The following is a 24,476-nucleotide window of genomic DNA, read 5'->3' as shown; positions in this document are numbered from 1 at the left end:
CGTGAGCCTACGCAGGGCGAGGAGGAGGACGGTGGCGCAGGGTGCCGGGCGGACGACCGCGCAGGTCGTGGCCGTGGCGGCGCTCGCCGCGGCGGTCACCGGGTTCCTCTCCGTGGCGGCGGTGCGGCACGGCTTCTTCGACCTGAGGGTCTACCACGGCGCGCTCACCTACTGGGCGCGTGACGGCGGCGAGATCTACGACTTCCTCAAGGCCGGCACCCAGTACGGCTTCACCTACCCGCCGTTCGCGGCGCTCGTCATGCTGCCCATGGCGTACCTGCCGTGGGGCGCGGCGATCGTGGTGAGCGTGGCGGCGACGGTGGTGGTCAGCGCCGTGGTGATCTGGTGGCTGCTGGACCCGGTGGCCCGTCGGGCCGGCTGGACCCGCTGGTTCACGCTCGCGGTCGCGCTCTGCCTGGCCGCCGCGTACGAGCCGATGCGCGAGACGGTCAATTTCGGTCAGGTCAACATGCTGCTGCTGTTCCTGGTGGCGGTGGACCTGCTCCGGCTGCTGCCGGCCGGCAACCGCTGGGCCGGCGTGGGCATCGGCCTGGCCACCGCGATCAAGCTGACCCCGGGCATCTTCATCGTCTACCTGCTGGTCACCGGCCGCTGGCGGGCCGCCGCGACCGCGGTCGGCTCGGCCGCCGTCGCCACGCTCGTCGCCGCCGGCCTCTTCCCGGACGCGTCCCGCGAGTTCTGGACCGAGGCGCTGTGGAACACCGACCGGGTCGGTGAGCTGGCGTTCGTCTCCAACCAGTCGCTGCGCGGCGTGGTCGCCCGGCTCGACCCGGAGCATCCGAGCACCGTGGCCTGGCTGCTGCTGGTCCTGGCCACGCTGGCGGTCTGGGGCTGGCGCTGCCGGGCCGCGGTGTCCGCCGGCGACGAGGCCACCGGCCTGGCCCTGACCGGTGCGGTGATGTGCCTGGTCAGCCCCGTGACCTGGGTGCACCACCTGGTCTGGCTGCTGCCGGGGCTGATCCTGCTGGTCGACAACGGCATGGCGGCCCCCGCCCGCAGCCGGCGGCGCCGTCTGCTGCTGGCCGCCGCGCTGATCGGGTACGCGCTGCTGTGCAGCCGGATCGTCTGGTCCTGGGAGAAGGACTTCACCGGCGTGGACGGCTTCCTCGGCAGCAACACCTACGTGTGGATCAGCCTGGCGCTGCTGCTCGGCCTGCCGATCCGCCGCTGGGCGGTCCCGGCCGGCGGCGCCGGGCCGGCGGGCGACGCCGGGCCGGCCGGGTCAGCGGTCGAGCCGGGCGGTGTACCGCAGCTCGCGGAGCAGGACCGGATCGCGCCCACCGTGCAACGGCACCGGGTAGGCGGACTCCTCGCCGTCCGGTGAGTGCCCGGCCCGCTCGTAGAAGCGGCGGGCCCGGGCGTTGTCGGCGAGCACCCAGAGCCGGTACTCGGTCCAGCCCTGCCCGGCCAGCCCGGCCCGGGCGGCGGCGAGCAGCGCCGCGCCGGTGCCCGAACCCCAGTACGCCGGCTCCAGATAGAGGGCCAGCAACTCGCCGTACGCCGGGTCGAGGTCGCCGCGGTCCTGGTTGTTCCGGTACGGCCCGAACGTGGTGAAGCCGGTGACCTCCCCGTCGGCCTCGGCGACAAGCGTGGTGAACGGGTGCTCCGGGTCGGCGGTGCCGAGGTCGCGGCGGCGCTGTGCCCAGGCGGCCGGGTTCAGCCGGCGCAGCACCTCGGCGGGCATGATGCCGGCGTACCCGGCCTGCCAGCCGTGGACGTGCACCCGGGCGATCGCCTCGGCGTCGTCCGGTTCCTCCCGGCGGATGGTGGGCACCCGTCCAGTTCTATGCCCCGGCGGTCGACCGGTCCAGCCGCCGCACCGTCCGCGTCGTACCGGTGGATTAGGGTCGCGACGATGGCCGCACCGGAATCGCTCTCGCTCGCCCAGGCCCGCCGGGTCGCGCTGGCCGCCCAGGGCTTCGCCGACCCGACGCCCGCCGGCGTGCCCACCCGCCGGCACCTGCGCCGGGTGCTCGACCGGGTCGGGCTGATCCAGATGGATTCGGTGAACGTCCTGCAACGCGCGCACTACCTGCCGCTCTACAGCCGGCTCGGGCCCTACCCGACCGCGCTGCTCGACACCGCCGCCTACCGCCGCCCCCGCGAGCTGTTCGAATACTGGGCGCACGAGGCGTCGCTGGTCCCGGTGGGGCTGCACCCGGTGTTGCGCTGGCGGATGGCCAAGGCGCGCGACGAGGCGTGGGGCGGGATGCGCCGGATCGCGCAGGAGCAACCCGAGCTGGTCGCGTGGGTCCGTGACGAGGTGGCCGCCCGGGGCCCGCTCACCGCCGCCGAGATCGAGCACGACGCGCCCCGGGAGACCGGCAACTGGGGGTGGAACTGGTCGGCCGTCAAGCGGGCGCTGGAGTTCCTGTTCTGGGCCGGTGAGGTCACCGCCGCCGACCGCACGAACTCGTTCGCCCGCCGCTACGACCTGCCCGAGCGGGTGCTGCCGGCGGCCGTGCTCGACGCGCCCACCCCGACCGTCGCCGAGGCGCACCGGGCCCTGGTGGCGCTCGCGGCCCGGTCGTTGGGCGTCGCCGCCGAGCCGGAGCTGCGGGACTACTTCCGCCTGCCGGTGGCCGGGGCCCGGCAGGCGATCGCCGAGCTGGTCGAGGCGGGCGAGCTGACCCCGGTCACCGTCCAGGGGTGGCGGCAGCCGGCCTTCCTGCACGCCGACGCCCGGCTGCCCCGCTGGGTGCGGGGCAACACGCTGGTCAGCCCGTTCGACCCGCTGGTCTGGGAGCGGGCCCGCACGGAGCGGCTCTTCGGCTTCACCTACCGCATCGAGATCTACGTGCCGGCGCCCCAGCGGGTGTACGGCTACTACGTGCTGCCGTTCCGGCAGGGCGAGCGGTTCACCGCCCGGGTCGACCTCAAGGCCGACCGGAAGGCGGGCGTCCTGCTGGTGCCGGCGGCCTGGCTGGAGCCGGGCGCCGACCCGGGGGAGACGGCCGTGGCGCTCGCCGCCGAGCTGTACCGGCTGGCCGGCTGGCTCGGCCTGGACGCGGTCGCCCCGCCGGCCGCCGGTGACCTGGCCGCGCCGTTGGCCGCCGCGCTGGTGGGCGTGGCCGGTGTACGGTGACCTCGTGACGAGCGTCGACCGGCCCGCTACCACGCCGCACCCGCACCCGGACGCGCCCACGCACCCGGACGCGCCCACGCACCCGGAGCAGCCCACGCACCCGGAGCCGCACGGGCCCGCCGGGGCGGTGTGGCCGGCCGAGGTGGTCTACCAGCCCGTCGAGCCGGACCGGTTCACCCGCATGGTGCTGCGCCTGCACGACCGCGCCCCGCGTTGGGCGGTGCCGCTGGCCGCGCTGGCCTGCGTCGGCCTCGGCATGACGTACGCGTTGATCAGCGACCCCACCCGGAGCGATCCGGACGCCCGGCCGACCTGCCTGCTCAAGCTCACCACCGGGCTGGACTGCCCGGGCTGCGGCGGCACCCGCGCGCTCTGGTTCGTGCTGCACGGCGACCTGCCGGCCGCCGCCCGGCACCATTTCCTCTTCGTCTTCGCGCTGCCGTTCCTGGCCTGGCTCTTCGTCGCCTGGGCCGGCAACCGGGCGTTCGGCTGGCGGCTGCCCGAGCCGCAGTTCAGCCCGAAGGTGCTCGGTGGTTTCCTGGCCGCCTGGGCGGTCTTCTCGGTGGTCCGCAACCTGCCCTGGGCGCCGTTCCCCTCGCTCTACGTCTGACCGCCCGCCGGCCCGGGCACGCCGACGCCGGTCGGCCGCGTGCCCGATTTCCACGCCGGACGACGGGCAACTACAGTCCTCGGCATGCCGGAGATGGTGCAGCCCCAGGTCAAGCTGATCGCGTGGACCCAGTTCCAGGCGCCGGACGAGGTGCCGTGGTCGACCGACGCCGACGGCGGGCAGGCGCTCGCCGAGTTCGCCGGCCGGGCCTGCTACCAGAGCTGGAAGAAGCCGAACCCGGTCACCGCGACGAACGCCGGCTACCTGGCGCACATCCTGGAGGTGGGTCACCTGTCCGTGCTGGAGCACGGCTCGGTGAGCTTCTACTTCAGCGGCGTCTCCCGGTCGTTCACGCACGAGCTGATCCGGCACCGGCACTTCTCCTACTCGCAGCTCTCCCAGCGCTACGTGCCCGAGCGGGACGCCGCCATGGTCGAGCCGGCGGTGATCGCCGAGGACCCGGAGCTGCACAAGAAGTTCGTCGAGGCGTCCGAGGCGGCGGTGCGCGCGTACACCGATCTGCTGGAGGGGCTGGAGGCCCGCTTCACCGACGAGCCCAACCCGACGCTGCGCCGCAAGCAGGCCCGGCAGGCGGCCCGGGCCGTGCTGCCGAACGCGACCGAGACCCGGATCGTGGTGACCGGAAACTACCGGGCGTGGCGGCACTTCGTGAAGATGCGCGCCACCGAGCACGCCGACGTGGAGATCCGCGAGCTGGCGATCGAGTGCCTGCGGCAGCTCCAGGGCGTCGCGCCGAACGTCTTCGCCGACTTCGTGATCACCACGCTGCCGGACGGCACCGAGGTGGCGGCGTCGCCGCACGCGGAGTGAGTCGTCTCCCTTCGCCGCCGGGGCACCGGTGGTCGTCCGCTAGGTTGTGAACATGACGCACGACCACTCCGCCGCCCTGGACCGCGGCGCGTCGCGCCCGTTCGGGCGGGTGATCACGGCCATGGTGACGCCGTTCACCCCTGACGGCGCGCTCGACCTCGACGGCGCCGCCCAGCTCGCCCGGCACCTCGTCGACGAGCAGGGCAACGACGCGCTGGTGCTCAACGGCACCACCGGTGAGTCGCCGACCACCACCGACGCGGAGAAGGAGACGCTGATCCGCGCCGTGGTCGAGGCGGTCGGCGACCGGGCCCGGATCGTCGCCGGGGTGGGCACCAACGACACCCGGCACACCGTCGAGCTGGCCGCGCAGGCCGAGAAGGCCGGTGCGCACGGCCTGCTCGTGGTCACCCCGTACTACAACAAGCCGCCGCAGGCCGGGCTGCTGCACCACTTCACCACCGTCGCGGACGCCACCGGGCTGCCGGTGATGCTCTACGACATCCCGCACCGCTCCGGCGTCGCGATCGCCACCGACACGCTGGTCAAGCTCGCCGAGCACGGCCGGATCGTCGCGGTCAAGGACGCCAAGGGCGACCTGATCGCGACCTCGGAGGTGCTGGCCCGCAGCGACCTCGCGTTCTACAGCGGTGAGGACGCGCTGACCCTGCCCGCCCTGGCGATCGGCGCGGTCGGCGTGGTCGGCACGTCCACGCACTTCACCGGCATGGCGACGAAGCAGATGATCGAGGCGTTCGAGACGGGCGACCACGCCGGCGCGCTCGCCCTGCACCGGCGGCTGCTGCCGCTCTACACCGGTATCTTCCGCACCCAGGGCACGATCCTGGTCAAGGCCGGCCTCACGGCACACGGCCTGCCGGCCGGCCCGGTGCGACCGCCGCTGGTGGAGGCCACCGGCGACGAACTGGCCCAGCTGCGCGCCGACTGCGCCGCGGCGGGCCTGCCCCTGCCCGAATGATTCAACGACACGACGGACGCCGCGCGCGGCGTCGCAGAATGAGGTGACGCGTGACCGAGGCGCACATCGACGGTGAGCTGCCCCCGCCGCTGCCGGAGGGCGGCCTGCGGATCATGCCGCTCGGCGGACTCGGCGCGATCGGCCGGAACATGACCGTCTTCGAGTACGACGGCAAGCTGCTGATCGTCGACTGCGGGGTGCTCTTCCCCGACGTCGAGCAGCCGGGCGTGGACCTGATCCTGCCCGACTTCGGCCCGATCCTGGACCGGCTGGCCGACGTGCAGGCGATCGTGCTCACCCACGGCCACGAGGACCACATCGGCGCGGTGCCGTACCTGCTCGCCCACAAGCCGGACATCCCGCTGGTCGGGTCCCAGTTCACGCTGGCGCTGGTCGAGGCGAAGCTGGCCGAGCGGCGGATCCAGCCGTACACGCTGACCGTGCGGGAGGGCGGCCGGGAGCGGCTGGGCCCGTTCGAGTGCGAGTTCTTCGCGGTGAACCACTCGATCCCGGACGCGCTGGCGGTGGCCATCCGCACCCCGGCCGGCCTGGTGCTGCACACCGGCGACTTCAAGATGGACCAGCTCCCGCTGGACGGGCGGATCACCGACCTGGCCGGCTTCGCCCGGCTCGGCGCCGAGGGCGTCGACCTGCTGCTCTCCGACTCGACAAACGCGGAGATCCCCGGCTTCGTCACGCCGGAGCGGGAGATCGGGCCGGTGCTCGACTCGATCTTCGCGAAGGCCAAGGGGCGGATCATCGTCGCCTCGTTCGCCTCGCACGTGCACCGGGTGCAGCAGGTCTTCGACTCGGCGGCCGAGCACGGCCGCAAGGTGGCGCTGATCGGCCGGTCCATGGTCCGCAACATGGGCATCGCCCGGGACCTGGGCCTGCTCAACATCCCGGCCGGTCTGGTGGTCAACATCGAGGAGGCCACCAACCTGCCGCCCGAGCAGATCGTGCTCATGTCCACCGGCTCGCAGGGCGAGCCGATGAGCGCGCTGGGCCGGATGGCCAGCGGCGACCACCGGCACATCACCATCGCGCCGGGCGACACCGTGGTGCTGGCCTCGTCGCTGGTGCCCGGCAACGAGACCTCGGTCTACCGGGTGATCAACCGGCTGGCCCGGGCCGGCGCCGTGGTGGTGCACAAGGACGTCGCGAAGGTGCACGTCTCCGGGCACGCCCCGGCCGGCGAGCTGCTCTACCTGCTCAACGTGGTGCGGCCGAGCAACCTGATGCCGGTGCACGGCGAGTGGCGGCACCTGCGCGCGCACGCCCGGCTCGGCATCGAGTCAGGTGTCGCGCCGGACCGGGTGGTGCTCTGCGAGGACGGCGACGTGGTCGACCTGGTCGAGGGCCGGGCCAGCCTGGTCGGGCGCGTGAAGAGCCGGTACGTCTACGTCGACGGCCTCGCCGTGGGCGACGTCAGCGAGTCGCTGCTGACCGAGCGCCGGATCCTCGGCGACGGCGGCTTCATCGCCACCACCGTGGTGGTCGACTCGGTCACCGGCAAGGTGGTCGCCGGGCCGACCGTCTCGGCGAAGGGCTTCTCCGAGGACCCGGCCGCGTTCAACCCGGTGGTGCCGCTGGTCACCGAGGCGCTGAACCGGGCCGCCGCGGACGGCATCACCGACCCGCACCAGCTCCAGCAGATCGTCCGCCGGACGGTGGGCCGCTGGGTCAACGACGCGTACCGCCGTCGGCCGATGATCGTCCCGACCGTCGTCGAGGTCTGACCCCGACCGGCCACGTTCGCGTGGTGGCCCCGCGGCACCTGAGGGTGCTGCGGGGCCTTTTTCGGTAAGCCTGGCGGGTTTGATTTCCGGGCATTTCGTTATGTGGCCAGCCTGTTCGCGGATTGACTATTCGCGTCGACAGAAAACGCTCTGACCTGCGAAAACAGCGACAGATCGCTACTGCTGAAAGGGTGGGCGTGATAGAAGGATAGGGCGCGCCAGATTTCCTGTCGTGAATTTTCGTCTCCTTCTTCCCACCTATTCGCCGCTGGCGCGCCATGGGCGTGCCCGTCGATCTCGCAGAAAGGTAGGGTTCGATGTCCTCGTCGTCCCGCCTGCGCGTCTGGGCCGCACCGGCCCTCGCCGGCGCGCTCGTCCTGTCGGTGCTGTCACCACCCGCACCCGTCTCGGCAAGACCCGCCGCCGCAGCGGAGAACCGGGCCGCCGCGGCGAAGCCGGCCACCTCGGCCGCGTCCACCGCGTCGTCCCGGCCGACCGTCCGGACCGGACGGCTGGTCGAGCCCTCCGCGCCGGCCGCGCCGAAGAAGCCGCGCGCCGGCCACCGCGGCACCCTCGCGGTGGTCACCTGGCAGGCGCCCGCAGACCACGGCAGCGCCATCACCGGGTACGTGGTGACGCCGCACCGCAACAAGAAGGCGGCCAAGCCGGTCTCGTTCGACGGCACCGCCACCACCGGCACGCTGCGGCTGGCCTCCGACAAGGGTTCGTGGACGTTCACGGTGGCCGCCCGTAACACGGTCGGCACCGGCCCGGCCAGCCCGCTGTCGGCGCCCGCCAAGGTGCTCGCGCTGCCGGCCGCGCCGACCATCATCGCGCTCAGCGCGAACAGCACCACCGCGCTGCTGAGCTGGACACCCGGCTCCGACGGCGGCTCGCCGGTGACCAACTGGGTGATCACCCCGTACGTCGGGGCGGCGCGGCAGGCGAGCCAGACCGTCGGACCGGCCATCACCGGGGACATCACCGGCCTGATCTCCGGTGTCACCTACCGGTTCACGGTGTCCGCCCGGACCGCGGCCGGCACCGGGCCGGAGTCGCCGCTGTCGTTCCCGGTGACCATGAACGTGTCACCGACTCTGGCGTTCGCGACGCCCCCGACCGGCGCGGTGGGGGTGGCATACGTGGCGGCCCTCGACGTCACGCGCGGCGTCCCGCCGTTCACCTGGTCGATCGCCTCCGGAACGCTGCCGCCGGGGCTGACCGTGAGGGCCGAGGACGGCACCCTCAGCGGTGTGCCCACCGCCGCCGGCATCTTCCCGGTGGTGGTGCGGGTGGTGGACGCGCACGCGCAGCAGGCCAGCCGCCTGGTGACGCTGGAGATCCGCCAGGCGCCCGACCTGAACAACGCGGCCCCGCCGCTCGCCGAGGTGGGCGCGATCTACTCCGACCAGCTCCTGGTGACCGGCGGCACCGCGCCGTTCAGTTGGTCCGTCACCGGGACGCTGCCGCCGGGGCTCACGCTCAACCCGGCCACCGGGCTGCTGTCCGGGCGGCCCACCGCGGCCGGGGCATACTCGTTCACGGTGCGGGTCACCGACGCGTTCGGACTCTACGACACCCAGCAGTTCCGGCTGCTCGTCCAACCCACCAGCGTGGCCACCCTCACCGTCGAGAGCACGCTGGTCAACTTCGGCACGCCGAGCGCCTTCCACGTCCGGATCGGACCGGGCGTCGCCGAGGGGAACGTCACCGCGATCGACGTGCTGCCCAACGGCACCGACCGGCCGCTCGGCACGTTCCCGGTGACGCTCAACGCCGCGGACTTCGAGGTTATCCTGCCGGCGTTCGGGCTCAACAACTTCCGGGTGCAGTTCGACGCGACGAACACCAACACGGTGGTCAACTCCAACACGGTCACCGTGGACGTCCGGGCGGTGCCCGGCCAGGTCGTCATCGGCCAGTTCGCCCAGTCCGGCACCGCCGGCGACCAGGACCAGTTCATCTCCATACGTAACACGCTGCCGATCGAACTGCCGATCGCCGGGTTCAAGATCCAGGCGCCGGGCGGGTTCAGCCTCACCGTTCCGGCCAGCGCCCGGCCGCTGCCGAGCCGACGGGGCTATCTCGTCGCCGGACCCGACTACTCGCTGACCAACATCCTGCCCGACCTGGTGGTGACCGACCTCGGGCCGTCGGGCGGCGGATTCCGCCTGGTGGCGCCGGACGTGCCCGGCACGGTGACCGACGCCGCCGGGTCCGCGCCCGGCTTCTTCGAGGGCACCGCGCTGCCGGCGTTCAGCAGCCCGCCGCACGTCGCGCACACCTGGGGCCGCATCTACCAGAACGGCCAACTGGTGGACACCAGCAACTCGCGGAACGACTTCCGGCTGGTGAGCGTGCAGCTCGGCCCGACCGAAGGGGTGCCGTCCGCGCTGGGCTCCCCGAGCCCGCGCAACTCGCTCGGCACCTACCAGCAGAACGACGTCCTCCAGTCCACCCGGCTGGACCCGGACGTGTCCAACGCGGCCGTGCCGAACCGGGTGGTGAGCGGTAACACCATCATCCTCCGGTTCCGGCTCACCAACCGCTCGTCCACCTCCGCCATCACCCAGGCGCGGCTGCGGATCACCTCGCTCAGCCAGGTCAACGGCGCACCGAAGCCGAACGGCCCGACGCCGACGCCGCACGGCAACCTGCGGGTGATCAACCCGACCACCGCCACCAGCGACGTCACGCTGAGCAACGGAAGCGTGGTCACGGTGAACAACCTCCGGATGGACGCGCCGGCCACCGACCCGCCCGGCGGCGGCCTGTTCACCACGCTGACCGTTCCGCTGGCGCTCGGCGGCCTCGGTCCGGGCGTGTCGACGAACGTGGCGCTCTGGCTGCGCATCGAGACCCCGGGGCAGTACTGGGTCGGCTGGGACGCCGACGCGCTCGGCGGACCGGTGCCCGTACCCACCGTGGCGACGTCCGCCAACGGCAAGGGGCACCTGCGGAAGATCAAGCCGGGTTCGGCCAAACTCACGCCGTCCCACGTGGTCAGCGGCACGGTCCGCTGACCGGATCGTAACGGTGCGGGTGACGCCTCGGCGTCACCCGCACCACCGTGCCCGCTGCCGGAGCGACAGGAGGAGCAGATGACCGGACGATTCGCCTACGGGCTCCGGGTGCACGGGCTGGACGACGTCACCGACCTGATGCCGGCCGGCCCCGGTGACGACCTGCCCGAGGTGACGATCCGCCAGGACGACGGCCCGCGCCCCACGCCGGTGCCGCTGGACCGGTGGCGGCAGGTGCGCCTGCTCGCCGACGGACGGCACCTCACCGTCGACCGGCGGGCCGGCACGGCCACGTTCCACGGGCCGCCGTTGACGCCGGACCTGCTCGCCCACCCCTACCTGGCGCCGCCGGCCGTCGTAATGAACCGGTGGGCCGGTCGGGAGACGTTCCACGCCGGCGCGTTCGTCCGGCACGGTCACGCGTACGCGGTGCTCGGTCCGCGTACCGCCGGCAAGAGCAGCCTGCTCGCGGCGCTCGCCGCCCGGGACGTGCCGGTGCTCGCCGACGACGTGGCGGTGGTGCACGACGGCGCGGTCTTCGCCGGGCCGCGCTGCATCGACCTGCGACAGCCGGTCCCCGGCGCGGCGCTGCCGGGTCGGACCGCCCGGGAGGGCAGCCGGACCCGGGTGCCGCTGCCGCCGATCGCCACGCACGCGCCGCTGGCCGGCTGGTTCTTCCTGTCCTGGGGCGACGGGCCGGCGGTGACCCGGCTGCCCGCGGTCGACGCGCTGGGCCGGCTCGCCGCCGAACGGTCCTGGCCGCAGTTGCCGTCCGACCCGGCCGTGCTGCTCGCCCTGGCGGCGCTGCCCGCCTGGGAACTGACCCGGCCCCGGGACTGGACCGCTCTGGAGCGCACGTGGCGGCTGATGGCGTCGGTCACCGGGACCGCCGACCTCGCCATGGCGAGCCGGCCGGCCTGATCAGCGGTCGCCGGCCAACCCCTGCGGCGCGTGGTCGCGGGGCACCGGTGGATGCTGCCGCAGCCACAGGTGCTGCACCAGCCCGGCGGTGCACTCCGGGATCGGCCACCGGCTCCAGACCGCGCGCAACACGGCCGGATCCACCACCGACTCGTCCACGCCGCCGCCGTCCCAGCTCCGCACGAACTCGCGCGTCGGCGTGCGCAGGAACACGTCCAGGAAGTACGCCTTGCCCTGCCGCTGGAACAGCAGCGGCGGCAGGTGGCCGGCGGCCACCTCGGCGAGCAGGTCGCGGCGGGCCACGCCACGGCGGTGACCGGCGGTGGCGGCGAGCGCCGCCACGAACCCCGGATCGAGGAACGGGTGCCGGACCAGGACGGCGTGGTCCGCGCCCATCCGGTCGAACGAGGCCACGGTGAGCCGCAGGTCACGACGGCGCAGGTGCCAGGCCATCCGCCGGTCCAGCCGGGTCGGCTCGGCCCGCCGCTCGGCCCGGAACCGACGTAGCACCTCCTGCGCCGCCGCCGGCCGCAGCCAGGGGAACCGGTCGGCGCCGGACGGCCCCCGCCGCCATCGGGCCCGCACCCGGGACGCCCGGTGGCGCAAGCGGCGGTACGGCGAGGCCGGCAGCGGGGGTCGCCAACCGGCGAGGATCTGGTCGCCGCCACCACCGGTCAGCATCGACCCGCCGGCCGCCAGTTCGACGATCGGCAGGTGCAGGTGGGTGTTCAGGGGGTGGCACACGCCGTAGCGGTGCAGGAACCTTTGGGCGACCGGACCGACCAGATCGAGGTCGTCGTCCGCGTGCAGGATCTCCCAGCGGTCCCGCAGTCGCAGCTCGTCGATCACCCGGTCCTGCCAGTGCGACTCGTCGGCCGCCGGGGCGCCGGTGAAACGCCAGGTCACCGGCACCGGCGCGGGCAGGCCGTGCCGGGCGGCCACCCGGGCGGCCACGGCCAGCACCACTGACGAGTCGAGGCCACCGGAGAAGCTGACCAGGCACGGCGCGCGGCGGACCGCCGGCAGCACCGCCGCCTCCAGCGCCGCCAGGGGGGATGCGACGACCGGAGCCGGCGGACCGGTCCGGTCCGCCGGCTCCACGCCGGGCACCAAACCGGTGGCCAGCTCGTACGGCGACGGCCAGGGCGCGGACACCCGGGTGTCGACTGTCGACTCGGTCATGTCAGCTCCTGGTGAGCGTGTCGCGGTGGTGCGCCTGGTCCTCAGAGGGACGCGCCGCTGCCGCCCTGCCCGTCACCGACGGGAAGCTCCCCGCCCTTGGTCAGTTCGGCCAGGGTGCCGAGCCGGGTCAGCCGCGGCGGCCGGTATCCCTCGGCGACCGTGGGCTGCGCGTCGGTCGGGGTTGTCTGGGGTGTCGTCATGTCTCACGTCCTCCGTGCGATTTCTGATGGACCATGCAGTTCTGTCCGCACTGTCTATCGAAGGCGGGGCGGAGGGGATACGGTGCGCACCGAACATCCACCCGAAGGCGTGATCCGGCCGGTGTCGTCGCTTTGCGCACGCGTCCGACCACGCGGCGTCGAAAGGGTGGCGCCACGCTCAACCGTTCGGCGTCCGGCTCCGTACCCCCGGTCGGTCGGCGTGCCCCCGCGCCGGCCGGGAGGAGCGTGGCGGATGGACCGCAGACGGATGACAGCCATCGGCGTACTGGTGGCGGCGGCCGGCCTGACGGCGGCGGTGACGCTGCCGTCGTTCGCCGGTGAGGAACCCCGGCGGGCGGCCCCGGCCGCCGACGGCATCGCCCCGGAGGTCCTGGACGCGCTGGGCCGTGACCTCTCGCTCACCCGCGACCAGGCGGTCCGCCGGCTGACGACCGAACGCTGGGCGGCCGGCACGGTCAGCAGATTGCGCACCGAACTAGGCGCCGGCTACGGCGGGAGCTGGCTCGGCGACGACGGCGTCACGCTCCACGTGGCGGTGACCGATGCGGCCGGGGCGGCGCGGGTCACCGCGGCCGGCGCGGTGCCGAAGCGGGTGCAGCGGGGCGTCGCCGAGTTGGACGCGGTGAAGACCCGGCTGGACGCGGCCGGCGCGGACGCCAGTCCGGACATCGCCGGCTGGTACGTCGACGTGGCCAGCAACTCCGTGGTGGTGGTCGCCCGGCCCGGCGCGGAGGCCGCCGGCCGCCGGTTCGCCGCCGCCGGCGGGACAACCGGCCCGGTCCGGGTGCGGACCGCCGACGAGGCCCCGCGCCCGCTGTTCGACGTGCGGGGCGGCGACGCGTTCTTCATCAACAACGCCGGCCGCTGCTCGGTCGGCTTCTCCGTGGTCGGCGGCTTCGTCACCGCCGGGCACTGCGGCCGGCCGGGGGACCGCACCACCGGCAGCAACCGGGTCGCCCAGGGCACGTTCGCGGCCTCGTCGTTCCCCGGCGACGACTGGGCCGTGGTCGAGACCAACGGCGACTGGACGCCGCAGGGCGTGGTGAACGACTTCAACGGCGGCACGGTGCCGGTGAACGGCTCCACCGAGGCCCCGGTCGGCGCGTCGATCTGCCGGTCCGGCTCCACCACCGGCACCCGCTGCGGCGTGGTGCAGGCCAAGAACGCCACCGTCAACTATCCGGAGGGGACGGTCACCGGACTGACCCGGACCGACGTCTGCGCCGAGCCGGGCGACTCCGGCGGCGCGTGGCTCTCCGGTGACCAGGCGCAGGGTGTCACCTCCGGTGGTTCCGGCGACTGCACCCGGGGCGGCGTGACGTTCTTCCAGCCGGTCAACGAGATCCTCCAGCGCAACAACCTGACGCTGGTCACCGCCGGCGGCCAGCCGGCGCCCGCGCAGCCGCCGGCCGGTGGCGACCAGACCGCCCCGCCGGCCGCGACGCCGCCCGCCGAGCCGCCGGCCGGCGGCACCGAGTGCACCGGCCAGGTGAGCCGCACCGGCCGGATCGCCGCCGGGCGCGCACAGGTGCAGCCGGACGGCCGCTTCTTCCGGGTGGCCGGCGGCGCGCAGGAGGCCTGCGTCGTCGCGCCGGACGGCGCCCGGGTGGTGCTGGAGCTGCAACGCTTCACCGGCGGCGCGTTCCGCACCGTCGCCCGCGCGGCCACCGCCGACGGCGCGGCCACGCTGACCGCCGACACCCCGGCCGGCGCCTACCGCTACCGCGTGGTCGGGCTGTCCGGCGCCGGCGACTACACGGTGGCGTTCTCCGCCCGCTGACCCGCCGCCCCCCCCCGAGACCGCGGCCCCCGATCCCCACCGCCCGGTGGTCGGGGGCCGCGCCGCGTCGGCGGCACGGTTCCTCCGGGCATCCCCACCGCCCGACGCCGCGCGGGCCGCGTGCGGCTCAGCCCAGGGCGGCGACCGCGTCGGCGTACGCGGTGCCGGTGCGGACGGCGGCGGCCACCAGCACGGCCAGTTGGGTCGGCGCGACGCCGCAGGACAGGTCCGTGGTGACACCGGCGGCCAACACCAGCGTCCCGTCGCCGGGCTCGTGCACGTAGGCGGCGGGCAGCAGGCGGTCGTGGTTCCAGGCGTTGCAGAACGCGTACGCCTCGGCGCGTCGGTCGGCCGGCAGCGTGCGTGCCGCCACCACCCGGGCGTGCAGCACCTCGCCGAGCACGCGGAACTGGATCGTGGCCTCGCCCCACCGGCCGACGAGCGTGCCGTCCGGCTCCGCCGTGACCGCCTCGCGGCGCGCCGCCAGCGCGGCGGCGAGCAGCGCGGCGTCCAGCGGGGCCGGCTCCTCCGGGCCGGGCGGGCCCGGGTCGGCCGGGTCGGCCTCCGGCTCCTCGTCGAACTCGCTCTCGGCCGCCAGCGACACCGGCCCGGCGAGCGGCCGTTCGGCCAGCCAGGAGGCGATCCGGCCGGACTGGTGCCCGGTGCCGTTGCGGGCGTCGAAGCTGCCGGCCAGCGCGGTGGCCAGCGCCTGGAGCTGTGCGCCGAGCGTGGCCACGTCCACCTCGGCCGCCGGCCGGGAGCCGTGCCCGGGACGGTGGATCCGCCGCCCGCCGAGACCGGCCTCCGCGGCCAGCCCGCAGAGCAGTGCGCCGGCCGCGGCGAACTCCATCGCGGACAGGTCGTCGGCCGGCCGGTCCAGCCGGGGCAACTGCTCGGTCAGCAGCTCCAGGCCGCGGTGCGGGTACCCGCCGAGCGCGCAGAACCGCAGGTGCGTGGCGAGCAGCGGGAACGCGGCCCGCTCCCGACGGTGCCGGCGGTACGCGCGGACGTGCGCCCGCGCCGCCCGCTCCACCGCGCCGGTACGCAGCCACGGCAGCAGCCCCGCCGTGAGTGACCGTTCGGGCTGGTCGGTGCAGTCCGGCGCGCCGTCCGCCGCGTCGCGTTCGCCGTCGTGCGGGCCGTGCCGGCCCAGTGCCGCCAGGGCCGCCTCCGGCTCACCCCAGCCGGTCAGCAGCTCGGCCCGCCGGGCCGGGGCGCAACCCGGGCAGCCGCCCACCGGGTCGGCCGCGTCCCCGGCCGTCCACCGCTGGTACGCGCGCCGGGCGGCCGGCTCGTCGCCGAGGTGGTCGGCGATCCGGCAGCGCAGCTCGGCGACCGGCGTGGCGTCCGGGCCCAGCTCGTCGGCGAGTTCGTCGGTGAGCGACCGGATCTGGTCCAGCCCGACCCGGGGGGTGCCGAGCGCCGCCTCCACCGCCTGCCGCTGGTGCCGGCGCAGCCGGACCAGCTCGTCGGGGTGGGCGTCGAGCAGCCCCGGATGCCGGGCCAGCGTGGCCCGCAGGCGGCGTACCGGCTCCACGGTCCGCCACCGCTCGCCCCGGTGCAGGTACGCCTCGACCAGCGCGAACCGCGCCGACAGGGCGGTACGCGGGTCGTCGGCGGCGTCGGCGCGGGCCGCGATCCGGCCCAGCTCGGCGCAGCGTTCCTCGTCGTCCGGCCGGTCCCGGGCGTCGGCGAGCGCGGCGGCCAGCGCCCGGTCGCGGGCCGTGGTCACCGGAGCGTCCCGCCGGGCAGGTCGGCGACGGCGGCGGCGAGTTGGCAGCCGGTGGTGACGCCGCAGTCGATCAGCCGGTCGAGCTGGTGCGGGGTGACGCCGCGCTCCAGGTCGGTGGTGACCTCGCCGCAGACCTGGGCGACGCCGTCGTCGTCGACGTGCACGTACGCCTTGGGCCAGAGCCGGTCGTGGTTCCACGTGTTGCAGAACGCGTGCAGCCCGGGGACCTGTTCGATGCCGAACCGGTGTGCGGCGACGGTGCGCACCTGGAGCAGCTCGCCGGCCGCGCCCCGGCGGTGGAACCAGATCAGGCTGCGTTCCCAGCGGCCGACGAGCGCGCCGTCGGATTCCTCGGCCACCGCGTACCCCCGGTGGGCCAGCACGGCGGCGATCAGCTCGCCGGTCAGTGGCCGCAGTGCCTGCGGGTGTCCGGTCAGGGGACCGTCCGGACCGTCCTCGATCTCCGGCGACGCCATCGGGCATCCCTTCTGAGGCGAATAACACAAACGACGGCCCGGCCCGCGCTGCGACACGCGCACCCGACCCGGAAAAGCGGCGTTCCGCCGGTTACCGCCGTTACCGTGACTCTATGGCGGGCCGTACCTCTCAGGCGAGCCGGCGGCGCGGCGCGTCGCCGCGCGGAACCACGAACAACCGTGCCCGTCAACCGGCGAAGAAGGCGGCGCGCAAGCCGGTCCGGCGGCGGCCGACCCGCGGGCCGAGCCCGGCCGCGTTCGTCGGCGGCGCGGTCAACGCACTGTGGATGGGGTTGGCGCACTCGGTCGGCTGGGCGTTCCGGGCCGCCGGCCGGCAGGCCGCGTCCACCCGGGAGCTGGACCCGGAGCACCGCCGCGACGGGGCCGGCCTGCTCCTGTTCGGGCTGGCCATCCTCGCCGCGGTGGGCATCTGGGGCGGCGGCGCGGGTCCGGTCGGCCGGCATCTGGCCGACACGGTGCGCCTCTTCTTCGGCGCGATCTCCATCGTGCTGCCGGTGCTGTTGATGATCGGCGCGTGGCGGTTGATGCGTACGCCGGTGGACCCGGAGCATCGCGGTCGCGGCCTGGTCGGCTGGGGTTCGATGCTGCTGGCCACCGCCGCGATGCTGCACATCGGGCAGAACCCGGTCGACGAGGTGCAGCGCGACTACGCCGGCGGCCTGATCGGCGCCGGCCTGGGTGACCTGCTGAAGTCGGCGGTGACCGCCTGGGTGGCCATGCCGTTGCTGTTCCTGCTGCTGGTGTTCGGCCTGCTGGTGGTGACCGCGACGCCGATCAACCGGATTCCGGAGCGACTCGGGCTGCGCGCCGGCCTGATCCCGTCCGACGACGTCGAGGTGGAGGAACCGGTCGAGGTCGCCGCGCCGCCGAAGCCGGCGCGCAAGCGGCCGGCGAAGCGGCTCCCGCCGCCGCTGGACCCACCGGACCCGGACGACGAGCTGGCCGGCGTGGACCTCCAGGAAACCATCGTGCTGCCGCGCAAGATGCCCAAGGTGCCGGCGAACCGCAAGCCGGCCGAGCCGCCGGAGCACTCGCCGCTGCCCACCCGCGCCGAGCAGCTCGCGCTCACCGGGCTGGCCGGCGACTACACGCTGCCGCCGGCCAACATGCTCGGCGCCGGCGCCGCGCCGAAGACCCGGAGCAAGGCCAACGACGAGGTGATCGCGGCGCTGACCGGCGTGTTCGACCAGTTCGGGGTGGACGCCGAGGTCACCGGCTTCACCCGGGGCCCGACCGTGACCCGCTACGAGGTCGAGCTGGGGCCGGGCGTCAAGGTCGAGCGGATCACCCAGCTCTCCCGCAACATCGCGTACGCGGTGAAGTCGCCGGACGTGCGGATCCTCAGCCCGATCCCGGGCAAGAGCGCGGTCGGCGTGGAGATCCCGAACACCGACCCGGAGAACGTGTCGCTCGGCGACGTGCTGCGGTCGCGCAACGCGACAAGCGACCACCACCCGATGGTGGTGGCGCTCGGCAAGGACATCGAGGGCGGCTACGTGGTGGCCAACCTGGCGAAGATGCCGCACATCCTGATCGCGGGCGCCACCGGCGCCGGCAAGTCGTCCTGCCTGAACTCGCTGCTGGTGTCCATTCTGACCCGGGCCACGCCGGACGAGGTGCGGCTGCTGCTGATCGACCCGAAGCGCGTCGAGATGACCGGCTACGAGGGCATCCCGCACCTGGTCACGCCGATCGTCACCAACCCGAAGAAGGCGGCCGACTCGCTGGAGTGGGTCGTCCGCGAGATGGACATGCGCTACGACGACCTCGCCGCCAACGGGGTCCGGCACATCGACGACTTCAACCGCAAGGTGCGCAACGGCGAGATCAAGGCCCCGCCCGGCAGCGAGCGGGAGATGCGCCCCTACCCGTACCTGCTGGTGATCGTGGACGAGCTGGCCGACCTGATGATGGTCGCGCCGCGCGACGTGGAGGACTCGGTCGTCCGGATCACCCAGCTCGCCCGCGCCGCCGGCATCCACCTGGTGCTGGCCACCCAGCGCCCCTCGGTGGACGTGGTCACCGGTCTGATCAAGGCGAACGTGCCGTCCCGGTTGGCGTTCGCCACCTCGTCGCTCGCCGACTCCCGGGTCATCCTCGACCAGCCCGGCGCGGAGAAGCTGCTCGGCCGCGGTGACGGCCTGTTCCTGCCGATGGGCGCGTCGAAGCCGGTGCGCATCCAGGGCGCCTGGGTGACCGAGCGCGAGATCGCCGACGTGGTCAAGTTCTGCAAGGACCAGCGCGAGCCGGAGTTCCGCAAGGACGTGCTCGCCCCGGCGCAGGACAGCAAGAAGAAGATCGACGAGGACATCGGCGACGACCTGGACCTGCTGGTGCAGGCCGTGGAGCTGGTGGTCACCTCGCAGTTCGGCTCGACCTCGATGCTCCAGCGCAAGCTGCGGGTCGGCTTCGCCAAGGCGGGCCGGCTGATGGACCTGATGGAGACCCGGGGCGTGGTCGGCCCGTCCGAGGGCTCCAAGGCGCGCGACGTGCTGGTCAAGCCGGACGAGCTGGAGGAGGTCCTGGTCGGCCTGCGGGGCGGCGAGGAGTAGACCCGGTCACGACGAGGGCCCGCCGGAGAACGGCGGGCCCTCGTCGTGCGGGTGGTGCGATCAGGCGTTCAGGAGCGCGGCGGCGATGATGAAGCCGAGGACGGCGCCGGCGACGCTCGCGGCGGCGGCGTACCAGCCGAGGGGCTTGTCGCCGAGCACGGCGCCCACGATGCCGAGGATGACGCCGAGGACCCCGAAGATCAGCGGGGACAGGAAGAGCGCGAGCGCCGCGAAGACGAACGCGATGATGGTGCAGATCCGGGCGGCGTTGCTGCGCGGACGGGCGGTGGCGTGGACGTCGGCCATGGGGTCCTCCGTGAGTGATCTTCTCGATGAGCTGGGGATCACCTACCCCGGCGCGGCGGCTGTCCAAACCGGATGACGCATCGGTCAGTGGAACACCTTGAGGCCGACCACGCCCGCGACCACCAGCAGCAGGCAGGCGATCCGGGGCAGGTTGGCCGGCTCGCCGAGCGCGACCATGCCGACCAGCGCGGTGCCCACCGCACCGATGCCGACCCACACCGCGTAGCCGGTGCCGACCGGGATGTCGCGCAGCGCGTACGCCAGGCCGGCCATGCTGCCGACGAGCGTGACGGCGAAGACGGCGGAGGGGACGGGGCGGGTGAAGCCGGCGCTGCGGTCCAGGGCGATCGCCCACGCGGTCTCCAGCAGTCCGGAGAGCACCAGCACGATCCAGGCCATGACGGATCACCTCTGACGGGCGGGCCCGGCGGTCGGCCGGGCGGCGGTCGGTTCACGCGGGGCGTCGTGCCTGACCGGGTACGCCCACCACTCGTCCGGGGCGGCCCGGGGACCGCCACGGCCGACGCTAGCACCGGCGGGTCGGGTCGGGCGGCGTGGTGACGAAGCCCACCATCACTGGAGTTGACGTCAACTTCAGGTTGCACGATGGGTCCATGACGGTGCTCTTCTCCGACGAGGACGTGGCGGCGGTCGTGGACGCCCCGCTCACCGTCGCCGCCATGCGGGACGCGTTGCTGGCCTCGTACGCCGGGCGGCTGATCGCCCCGCCCCGGGCGTCCGCGTCGCTCGGTGGCGGCCGGATGGTCCTCACCGCCGGCCACCTGACCGGCGAGTGGTACGGCTTCCGCTCGTACGACACGTTCGGGCACCCGGAGAGCGGGCAGCTCGTCGTGCTGCACGACGCGCGTACCGGCGCGGTCCGGGCCATCGCGGTCGGCGACGAGCTGGGCTCGCGGCGCACCGGGGGACTGGGCGGCGTGGCGGTGGACGCGCTGGCCCGACCGGACGCCGCCACGCTCGGCGTGGTGGGTTCCGGACGCCAGGCGTGGACCCAGGTCTGGGCCGTCGCGGCGGTCCGGCCGCTGCGCGAGGTGACCGTGCACAGCCGCTCGGCCGCCCGGCGGGAGGCGTTCGCCGCCCGGGTCCGGGCCGAGCTGGGCGTGCCGGCCCGGGCCGTCGGCTCCGCCGCCGCGGCGGTACGTGACCGCGATCTCGTGGTGCTCGCCACCACAAGCACCACCCCGGTGCTGGCCGCCGCCGACCTGGCCCCCGGCACGCACGTCAACACCGTCGGCTTCAAGCAGGTCGACCGGCACGAGTTCGGCACCGACCTGCTCGACGCCGCCGACCTGCTGGTCACCGACTCGCCGGGGCAGGCCGCCGCGTACGCCCCGCCGATGCTCGCCGCCGTCGAGCCGTACGCCGGGCGGCTGGGTGACCTGGGCGCGGTGCTGGCCGGCGCGGTCCCCGGCCGGACCCGCGCGGAGCAGATCTCGGTCTTCTGCTCCACCGGCCTGGCCGGCACCGAGGTCTTCCTGCTGGACCGTCTGGCCCGCACCCTCGCGCCCGCGCGCCCGGCGCGGTGAGACGGGAACCCTTCTCTACCGCAGGCGTCAAGAAGGGGCCCTTCCTTGCACCTGTACCCTCGGATGGTGTCTGATTCTTTGTCTGGGCGGCGGGTTGCGCTGCTGACGCTGGGGTGCGCGCGCAACGAGGTCGACTCGGAGGAGTTGGCCGCCCGGCTGCACGCCGACGGCTGGCAGGTGACCACCGACGGCGAGGGCGCCGACGTGGTGGTGGTGAACACCTGCGGCTTCGTGGAGAAGGCGAAGCAGGACTCGATCCAGACGCTGCTGGCCGCCGCCGACACCGGCGCCAAGGTGGTCGCCGCCGGCTGCATGGCCGAGCGGTACGGCCGTGAGCTGGCCGACAGTCTCCCCGAGGCGCAGGCGGTGCTCAGCTTCGACGACTACCCGGACATCGCCGCCCGGCTCGACGCGGTGGTGGCCGGCGAGGCGATCTCCGCGCACACCCCGCGCGACCGGCGCGAGTTGCTGCCGCTGACGCCGGTGAAGCGCCGCGAGGCGGCGGTCTCGCTGCCCGGCCACGGCACGCCGACCCGGGTCGCGCCGGAGACCGACGCGCACACCCCGGCGCACCTGCGGCAGGTGCTGCGGCACCGGCTCGACACCGGCCCGGTGGCCTCGCTGAAGCTGGCCAGTGGCTGCGACCGGCGGTGCGCGTTCTGCGCCATTCCGGCGTTCCGTGGGGCGTTCGTCTCGCGTACCCCGGACGAGCTGCTCGCCGAGGCGGAGTGGCTGGCCAAGACCGGCGTGCGGGAGCTGGTGCTGGTCAGCGAGAACTCCACCTCCTACGGCAAGGACCTGGGCGACCCGCGGGCGCTGGAGAAGCTGCTGCCGCAGCTCGCCGCCATCGACGGGATCGTGCGGGTGCGGGCGAGTTACCTCCAGCCGGCCGAGACCCGGCCCGGCCTGGTCGAGGTGATCGCCACCACGCCGGGCGTGGCCGCGTACTTCGACCTGTCGTTCCAGCACTCCAGCGAGCCGGTGCTGCGCCGGATGCGCCGGTTCGGCTCCACCGACCGGTTCCTGGAGCTGCTCGCCTCCGCCCGTGCGCTGGCGCCGGAGGCGGGCGCGCGGAGCAACTTCATCGTCGGCTTCCCGGGCGAGACGAAGCAGGACGTGGCCGAGCTGGTCCGGTTCCTGACCGAGGCGCGGCTGGACGCGATCGGCATGTTCGACTACAGCGACGAGGACGGCACCGAGGCCGCCGGGCTGCCCGGCAAGGTCTCCGCCGCCACGGTCAAGCGGCGCTACGACAAGCTCAGCGCGCTCGCCGACGAACTGTGCTCGCAGCGGGCCGAGGAGCGGCTCGGCTCGACGGTGGAGGTGCTTGTCGACTCGGTCGCCGACGGCGTGGTCGAGGGCCGGGCCGCCCACCAGGCGCCCGAGGTCGACGGGTCGACCACGCTCGTCGCGCCGGACGGCGGCGGGGTGGACCTGGTCGCGCTGCGCCCGGGTGACCTGGTCCGGGCCCGGGTGACCGCGACCGAGGGGGTCGACCTGATCGCCGTACCGGATGAGATGATCTCGGCGGCGCCCGGCGCGGCACGGTGACGGCGGGCCCGGACGGAGCGGGGAAGCCACGTGGGGCGATGCCGGACATGACCGGGGCGGAGTCGACGGTGTCCGCTCCCGTGCCGCTGCTCAACGCGGCCAACCTGCTGACCGCGGCGCGGCTGGTGCTGGTGCCGGTCTTCGCGGTCACCGTCGTCGCGTCCGGGATGAGTCACGCCGGCTGGCGGATCGCGGCCTGCCTGATCTTCGTGGTGGCCTCGGCGACGGACCTGGTCGACGGCTGGATCGCCAGGCGGTTCGAGCTGGTCACCTCGCTGGGCAAGGTCGCCGACCCGATCGCCGACAAGGCGCTCACCGGCGCCGCGTTGGTGCTGCTCTCCGTCTACGACCGGCTGCCCTGGTGGGTGACCGTGGTGATCCTGGTCCGGGAGCTGGGCATCACCGCGTTGCGCTTCTGGGTGATCCGGCACGGGGTGATCGCGGCCAGCCGGGGCGGCAAGATCAAGACCGCGTTGCAGATCCTGGCCATCACCTGGTACCTCTGGCCGATGCCGGCGGCGCTGGCCCCGGTCGGCCCCTGGATCATGGGCGCCGCCGTGGCGGTCACGGTCGCCACCGGCTTCGACTACGTCGCCCAGGCGCTGCGGCTGCGACGTCCCACGCGTTGATCCGGGCAGCCGGCGGGTAAGCCGGCGCGGCGCGGGAAGAAGGGGCGGTCATGGGAGACACCGACGCGAGACACCAGCGGCCCGCCGGCAGTCCGGCGGCCTCCGCGGTGCACCGCCTGCACGAGTGCGGCCAGACGCTGGCCACGGTCGAGTCGCTCACCGGCGGGCTGCTCGCCGCCGCCATCGTGGAGATCGCCGGCGTCAGCGCGATCTACCGGGGCGGGCTGGTGGTCTACGCCACCGAACTGAAGGCGGTGCTGGCCGCTGTGCCGGAGGACCTGCTGGCGGCGCGCGGGCCGGTCGACCCGGACGTGGCCGTCGCGCTCGCCGAGGGCGGGCGGCGGCGCTGCGGCGCGGACTGGGGACTGGCCACCACCGGCGTGGCCGGGCCGGAGCCGCAGGACGACAAGCCGGTCGGCCTGGTCTACGTGGCGGTCGCCGGCCCCACCGGCAGCGACGTGCGCCGGCTCGACCTCGACGGCGGCCGGGACCACATCCGCTCGGCCGCGGTGATCGAGGCGCTGCGCCTGCTCGCCGAGCGCATCCCGGGCGCCGACGACGCCGGGGTCGCCGACCCGGCGGGCGTCGGCCGGCGGTGAGCCGTCCGACCGCCGACGCGCCCGGCCGCGGGGTCGCCGGCACGGCGTTCCGCACAGGATTGGAGAGGCGGGGTGGGATGTCGTCGTGGCGGTCAACGGGTACGGTTGCGGGAAGGCTCCGGCGGGCGACGCCGGCGCCGGGGCGGCCCGCCGTCCCCGGCGCGGCGCGGACCGGCCGGACAGGTGTCCCGTCAGGGGAGGTGCGATGGTCCTGCTACGCCGGGTGATCGGTGACGCACTGCGGGCGCGCCGGCAGGGGCAGCACCGCACCCTCCGCGAGGTCTCGTCCGCGGCCAACGTCAGCCTCGGTTACCTCTCCGAGATCGAACGCGGCCAGAAGGAGCCCTCCAGCGAGCTGCTCGCCGCGATCTGCGACGCGCTCGGCGCCCGCCTGTCCGAGCTGCTGCGCGAGGTGAGCGACACGGTCGCGTTGGCCGAGCAGATGCCCGGCGTGCTGGTGCCGGTGACCGACGAGCCGACGCCGGTGGCCCCGTCCGCCGTGCGCAAGGCCACCAACCGGGGTGTCCGGCAGGTCACCACCGACGGCGCGGTGGCCGTCCAGGTCCGGCAGGATTCGCCGCTCAAGGCGACGCTGCGCAGCACCCGCGTGCGCCCCGCCGAGCGGGACGTGGTCTGCGCCGCCTGACCGACCGGTCCGCGCGATGGTCGCC

The 24,476-nt window shown here is 74.3% G+C and carries 22 protein-coding genes; 15 read left to right on the top strand and 7 right to left on the bottom strand.

Annotation, left to right across the window (positions count from 1 at the left end):
- The first annotated feature begins 31 nt into the window (after positions 1–31).
- Positions 32–1,345: a glycosyltransferase family 87 protein gene (locus tag TPA0908_RS06280; RefSeq protein ID WP_281935516.1), complete on the top strand. Its 1,314-nt coding sequence runs from the start codon at positions 32–34 to the stop codon at positions 1,343–1,345.
- Here TPA0908_RS06280 and TPA0908_RS06275 read toward each other — a convergent pair.
- Entirely contained in the window at positions 1,244–1,795 is a 552-nt protein-coding gene (locus tag TPA0908_RS06275) for a GNAT family N-acetyltransferase (RefSeq protein WP_281935514.1), read from the bottom strand. The genes TPA0908_RS06280 and TPA0908_RS06275 overlap by 102 nt on opposite strands.
- 81 nt (positions 1,796–1,876) lie before the next feature.
- On the opposite strand from TPA0908_RS06275, the gene TPA0908_RS06270 reads away from it, so the two are divergent.
- The 7 genes from TPA0908_RS06270 to TPA0908_RS06240 all read left to right on the top strand — a co-directional run bounded on the left by TPA0908_RS06270 (position 1,877) and on the right by TPA0908_RS06240 (position 11,209).
- Positions 1,877–3,106: a winged helix-turn-helix domain-containing protein gene (locus TPA0908_RS06270; RefSeq protein ID WP_281935511.1), complete on the top strand. Its 1,230-nt coding sequence runs from the start codon at positions 1,877–1,879 to the stop codon at positions 3,104–3,106.
- Positions 3,096–3,716, top strand: a complete 621-nt coding sequence (locus tag TPA0908_RS06265; protein ID WP_281935509.1) for a DUF2752 domain-containing protein — start codon at positions 3,096–3,098, stop codon at positions 3,714–3,716. Before TPA0908_RS06270 ends, TPA0908_RS06265 begins: the two co-directional genes overlap by 11 nt.
- A 93-nt stretch (positions 3,717–3,809) precedes the next feature.
- Positions 3,810–4,547, top strand: a complete 738-nt coding sequence (gene thyX / locus TPA0908_RS06260) for an FAD-dependent thymidylate synthase (RefSeq protein WP_107156087.1) — start codon at positions 3,810–3,812, stop codon at positions 4,545–4,547.
- Between the two features lie 52 nt (positions 4,548–4,599).
- Complete coding sequence (dapA, locus tag TPA0908_RS06255; protein WP_281935507.1) at positions 4,600–5,526, top strand: 4-hydroxy-tetrahydrodipicolinate synthase; 927 nt, start codon at positions 4,600–4,602, stop codon at positions 5,524–5,526.
- A gap of 50 nt (positions 5,527–5,576) precedes the next feature.
- Positions 5,577–7,265, top strand: a complete 1,689-nt coding sequence (locus TPA0908_RS06250; protein WP_281935505.1) for a ribonuclease J — start codon at positions 5,577–5,579, stop codon at positions 7,263–7,265.
- Positions 7,266–7,582: 317 nt separating this feature from the next.
- The gene (locus TPA0908_RS06245; RefSeq protein WP_281935504.1) at positions 7,583–10,288 is read left to right on the top strand and encodes a putative Ig domain-containing protein; all 2,706 of its coding nucleotides are present in this window, start codon (positions 7,583–7,585) and stop codon (positions 10,286–10,288) included.
- Between the two features lie 78 nt (positions 10,289–10,366).
- On the top strand, positions 10,367–11,209 hold the full coding sequence (locus TPA0908_RS06240; protein ID WP_281935503.1) for a hypothetical protein: 843 nt from the start codon (positions 10,367–10,369) through the stop codon (positions 11,207–11,209).
- On the opposite strand, the gene TPA0908_RS06235 is transcribed toward TPA0908_RS06240, so the two are convergent.
- On the bottom strand, positions 11,210–12,391 hold the full coding sequence (locus TPA0908_RS06235) for an asparagine synthase-related protein (RefSeq protein ID WP_281935502.1): 1,182 nt from the start codon (positions 12,389–12,391) through the stop codon (positions 11,210–11,212). It abuts the gene before it with no gap.
- A 41-nt stretch (positions 12,392–12,432) separates the two neighbouring features.
- Positions 12,433–12,591 (bottom strand): lasso RiPP family leader peptide-containing protein, encoded by a 159-nt coding sequence (locus TPA0908_RS06230; RefSeq protein WP_281935501.1) that lies wholly within the window; start codon positions 12,589–12,591, stop codon positions 12,433–12,435.
- A 253-nt stretch (positions 12,592–12,844) separates the two neighbouring features.
- Between TPA0908_RS06230 and TPA0908_RS06225 the strand changes: the two genes are divergently transcribed.
- Complete coding sequence (locus tag TPA0908_RS06225) at positions 12,845–14,392, top strand: S1 family peptidase (protein ID WP_281935499.1); 1,548 nt, start codon at positions 12,845–12,847, stop codon at positions 14,390–14,392.
- Positions 14,393–14,519: 127 nt separating this feature from the next.
- On the opposite strand, the gene TPA0908_RS06220 is transcribed toward TPA0908_RS06225, so the two are convergent.
- Positions 14,520–16,124: a type III secretion system chaperone family protein gene (locus TPA0908_RS06220; protein ID WP_281935497.1), complete on the bottom strand. Its 1,605-nt coding sequence runs from the start codon at positions 16,122–16,124 to the stop codon at positions 14,520–14,522.
- Positions 16,121–16,600 (bottom strand): type III secretion system chaperone family protein, encoded by a 480-nt coding sequence (locus tag TPA0908_RS06215; RefSeq protein ID WP_281935495.1) that lies wholly within the window; start codon positions 16,598–16,600, stop codon positions 16,121–16,123. The genes TPA0908_RS06220 and TPA0908_RS06215 overlap by 4 nt, the downstream gene beginning before the upstream one ends.
- Positions 16,601–16,713: 113 nt before the next feature.
- On the opposite strand from TPA0908_RS06215, the gene TPA0908_RS06210 reads away from it, so the two are divergent.
- Positions 16,714–19,173 (top strand): DNA translocase FtsK, encoded by a 2,460-nt coding sequence (locus TPA0908_RS06210; protein ID WP_281935493.1) that lies wholly within the window; start codon positions 16,714–16,716, stop codon positions 19,171–19,173.
- Between the two features lie 60 nt (positions 19,174–19,233).
- Here the strand turns inward: TPA0908_RS06210 and TPA0908_RS06205 are convergent, their stop codons facing one another.
- Together TPA0908_RS06205 and TPA0908_RS06200 are read right to left on the bottom strand one after the other, a co-directional pair.
- Positions 19,234–19,479 carry a hypothetical protein gene (locus TPA0908_RS06205; RefSeq protein WP_107156049.1) on the bottom strand — a complete coding sequence of 82 codons (246 nt, stop codon included), beginning with the start codon at positions 19,477–19,479 and terminating at the stop codon, positions 19,234–19,236.
- An 84-nt stretch (positions 19,480–19,563) separates the two neighbouring features.
- A complete protein-coding gene (locus TPA0908_RS06200) occupies positions 19,564–19,878 on the bottom strand; it encodes a DMT family transporter (protein ID WP_107156050.1) in 315 nt (104 codons plus the stop codon).
- A gap of 215 nt (positions 19,879–20,093) precedes the next feature.
- On the opposite strand from TPA0908_RS06200, the gene TPA0908_RS06195 reads away from it, so the two are divergent.
- The 5 genes from TPA0908_RS06195 to TPA0908_RS06175 all read left to right on the top strand — a co-directional run bounded on the left by TPA0908_RS06195 (position 20,094) and on the right by TPA0908_RS06175 (position 24,451).
- Positions 20,094–21,026, top strand: a complete 933-nt coding sequence (locus tag TPA0908_RS06195; protein WP_281935489.1) for an ornithine cyclodeaminase family protein — start codon at positions 20,094–20,096, stop codon at positions 21,024–21,026.
- A gap of 63 nt (positions 21,027–21,089) precedes the next feature.
- Entirely contained in the window at positions 21,090–22,577 is a 1,488-nt protein-coding gene (gene rimO / locus TPA0908_RS06190) for a 30S ribosomal protein S12 methylthiotransferase RimO (RefSeq protein ID WP_281935487.1), read from the top strand.
- A 47-nt stretch (positions 22,578–22,624) separates the two neighbouring features.
- Positions 22,625–23,206 carry a CDP-diacylglycerol--glycerol-3-phosphate 3-phosphatidyltransferase gene (gene pgsA / locus TPA0908_RS06185; protein WP_281936263.1) on the top strand — a complete coding sequence of 194 codons (582 nt, stop codon included), beginning with the start codon at positions 22,625–22,627 and terminating at the stop codon, positions 23,204–23,206.
- A gap of 50 nt (positions 23,207–23,256) precedes the next feature.
- Positions 23,257–23,805, top strand: coding sequence for a CinA family protein (locus TPA0908_RS06180; protein ID WP_281935485.1), 549 nt, complete (start codon positions 23,257–23,259; stop codon positions 23,803–23,805).
- Between the two features lie 205 nt (positions 23,806–24,010).
- Positions 24,011–24,451: a helix-turn-helix domain-containing protein gene (locus TPA0908_RS06175; RefSeq protein ID WP_281935483.1), complete on the top strand. Its 441-nt coding sequence runs from the start codon at positions 24,011–24,013 to the stop codon at positions 24,449–24,451.
- Positions 24,452–24,476 lie beyond the last annotated feature (25 nt).

Origin of the sequence: Micromonospora sp. AKA38 (genome assembly GCF_027925725.1) — a bacterium.
In the GTDB taxonomy this organism is placed as follows: domain Bacteria; phylum Actinomycetota; class Actinomycetes; order Mycobacteriales; family Micromonosporaceae; genus Micromonospora.
This window is presented reverse-complemented; position numbering and strand designations above follow the sequence as displayed.

Bases quoted from the DNA above. Each gene is read 5' to 3' on its own strand.
- TPA0908_RS06270 (WP_281935511.1), top strand. From the start codon at position 1,877: ATGGCCGCACCGGAATCGCTCTCGCTCGCCCAGGCCCGCCGGGTCGCG.
- TPA0908_RS06230 (WP_281935501.1), bottom strand. From the start codon at position 12,591: ATGACGACACCCCAGACAACCCCGACCGACGCGCAGCCCACGGTCGCC.
- TPA0908_RS06175 (WP_281935483.1), top strand. From the start codon at position 24,011: ATGGTCCTGCTACGCCGGGTGATCGGTGACGCACTGCGGGCGCGCCGG.
- TPA0908_RS06210 (WP_281935493.1), top strand. From the start codon at position 16,714: ATGGCGGGCCGTACCTCTCAGGCGAGCCGGCGGCGCGGCGCGTCGCCG.
- TPA0908_RS06215 (WP_281935495.1), bottom strand. From the start codon at position 16,600: ATGGCGTCGCCGGAGATCGAGGACGGTCCGGACGGTCCCCTGACCGGA.
- TPA0908_RS06225 (WP_281935499.1), top strand. From the start codon at position 12,845: ATGGACCGCAGACGGATGACAGCCATCGGCGTACTGGTGGCGGCGGCC.
- TPA0908_RS06180 (WP_281935485.1), top strand. From the start codon at position 23,257: ATGGGAGACACCGACGCGAGACACCAGCGGCCCGCCGGCAGTCCGGCG.
- TPA0908_RS06195 (WP_281935489.1), top strand. From the start codon at position 20,094: ATGACGGTGCTCTTCTCCGACGAGGACGTGGCGGCGGTCGTGGACGCC.
- thyX (WP_107156087.1), top strand. From the start codon at position 3,810: ATGGTGCAGCCCCAGGTCAAGCTGATCGCGTGGACCCAGTTCCAGGCG.
- TPA0908_RS06200 (WP_107156050.1), bottom strand. From the start codon at position 19,878: ATGGCCTGGATCGTGCTGGTGCTCTCCGGACTGCTGGAGACCGCGTGG.
- TPA0908_RS06205 (WP_107156049.1), bottom strand. From the start codon at position 19,479: ATGGCCGACGTCCACGCCACCGCCCGTCCGCGCAGCAACGCCGCCCGG.
- TPA0908_RS06240 (WP_281935503.1), top strand. From the start codon at position 10,367: ATGACCGGACGATTCGCCTACGGGCTCCGGGTGCACGGGCTGGACGAC.
- dapA (WP_281935507.1), top strand. From the start codon at position 4,600: ATGACGCACGACCACTCCGCCGCCCTGGACCGCGGCGCGTCGCGCCCG.
- rimO (WP_281935487.1), top strand. From the start codon at position 21,090: ATGGTGTCTGATTCTTTGTCTGGGCGGCGGGTTGCGCTGCTGACGCTG.
- TPA0908_RS06245 (WP_281935504.1), top strand. From the start codon at position 7,583: ATGTCCTCGTCGTCCCGCCTGCGCGTCTGGGCCGCACCGGCCCTCGCC.
- TPA0908_RS06235 (WP_281935502.1), bottom strand. From the start codon at position 12,391: ATGACCGAGTCGACAGTCGACACCCGGGTGTCCGCGCCCTGGCCGTCG.
- pgsA (WP_281936263.1), top strand. From the start codon at position 22,625: ATGACCGGGGCGGAGTCGACGGTGTCCGCTCCCGTGCCGCTGCTCAAC.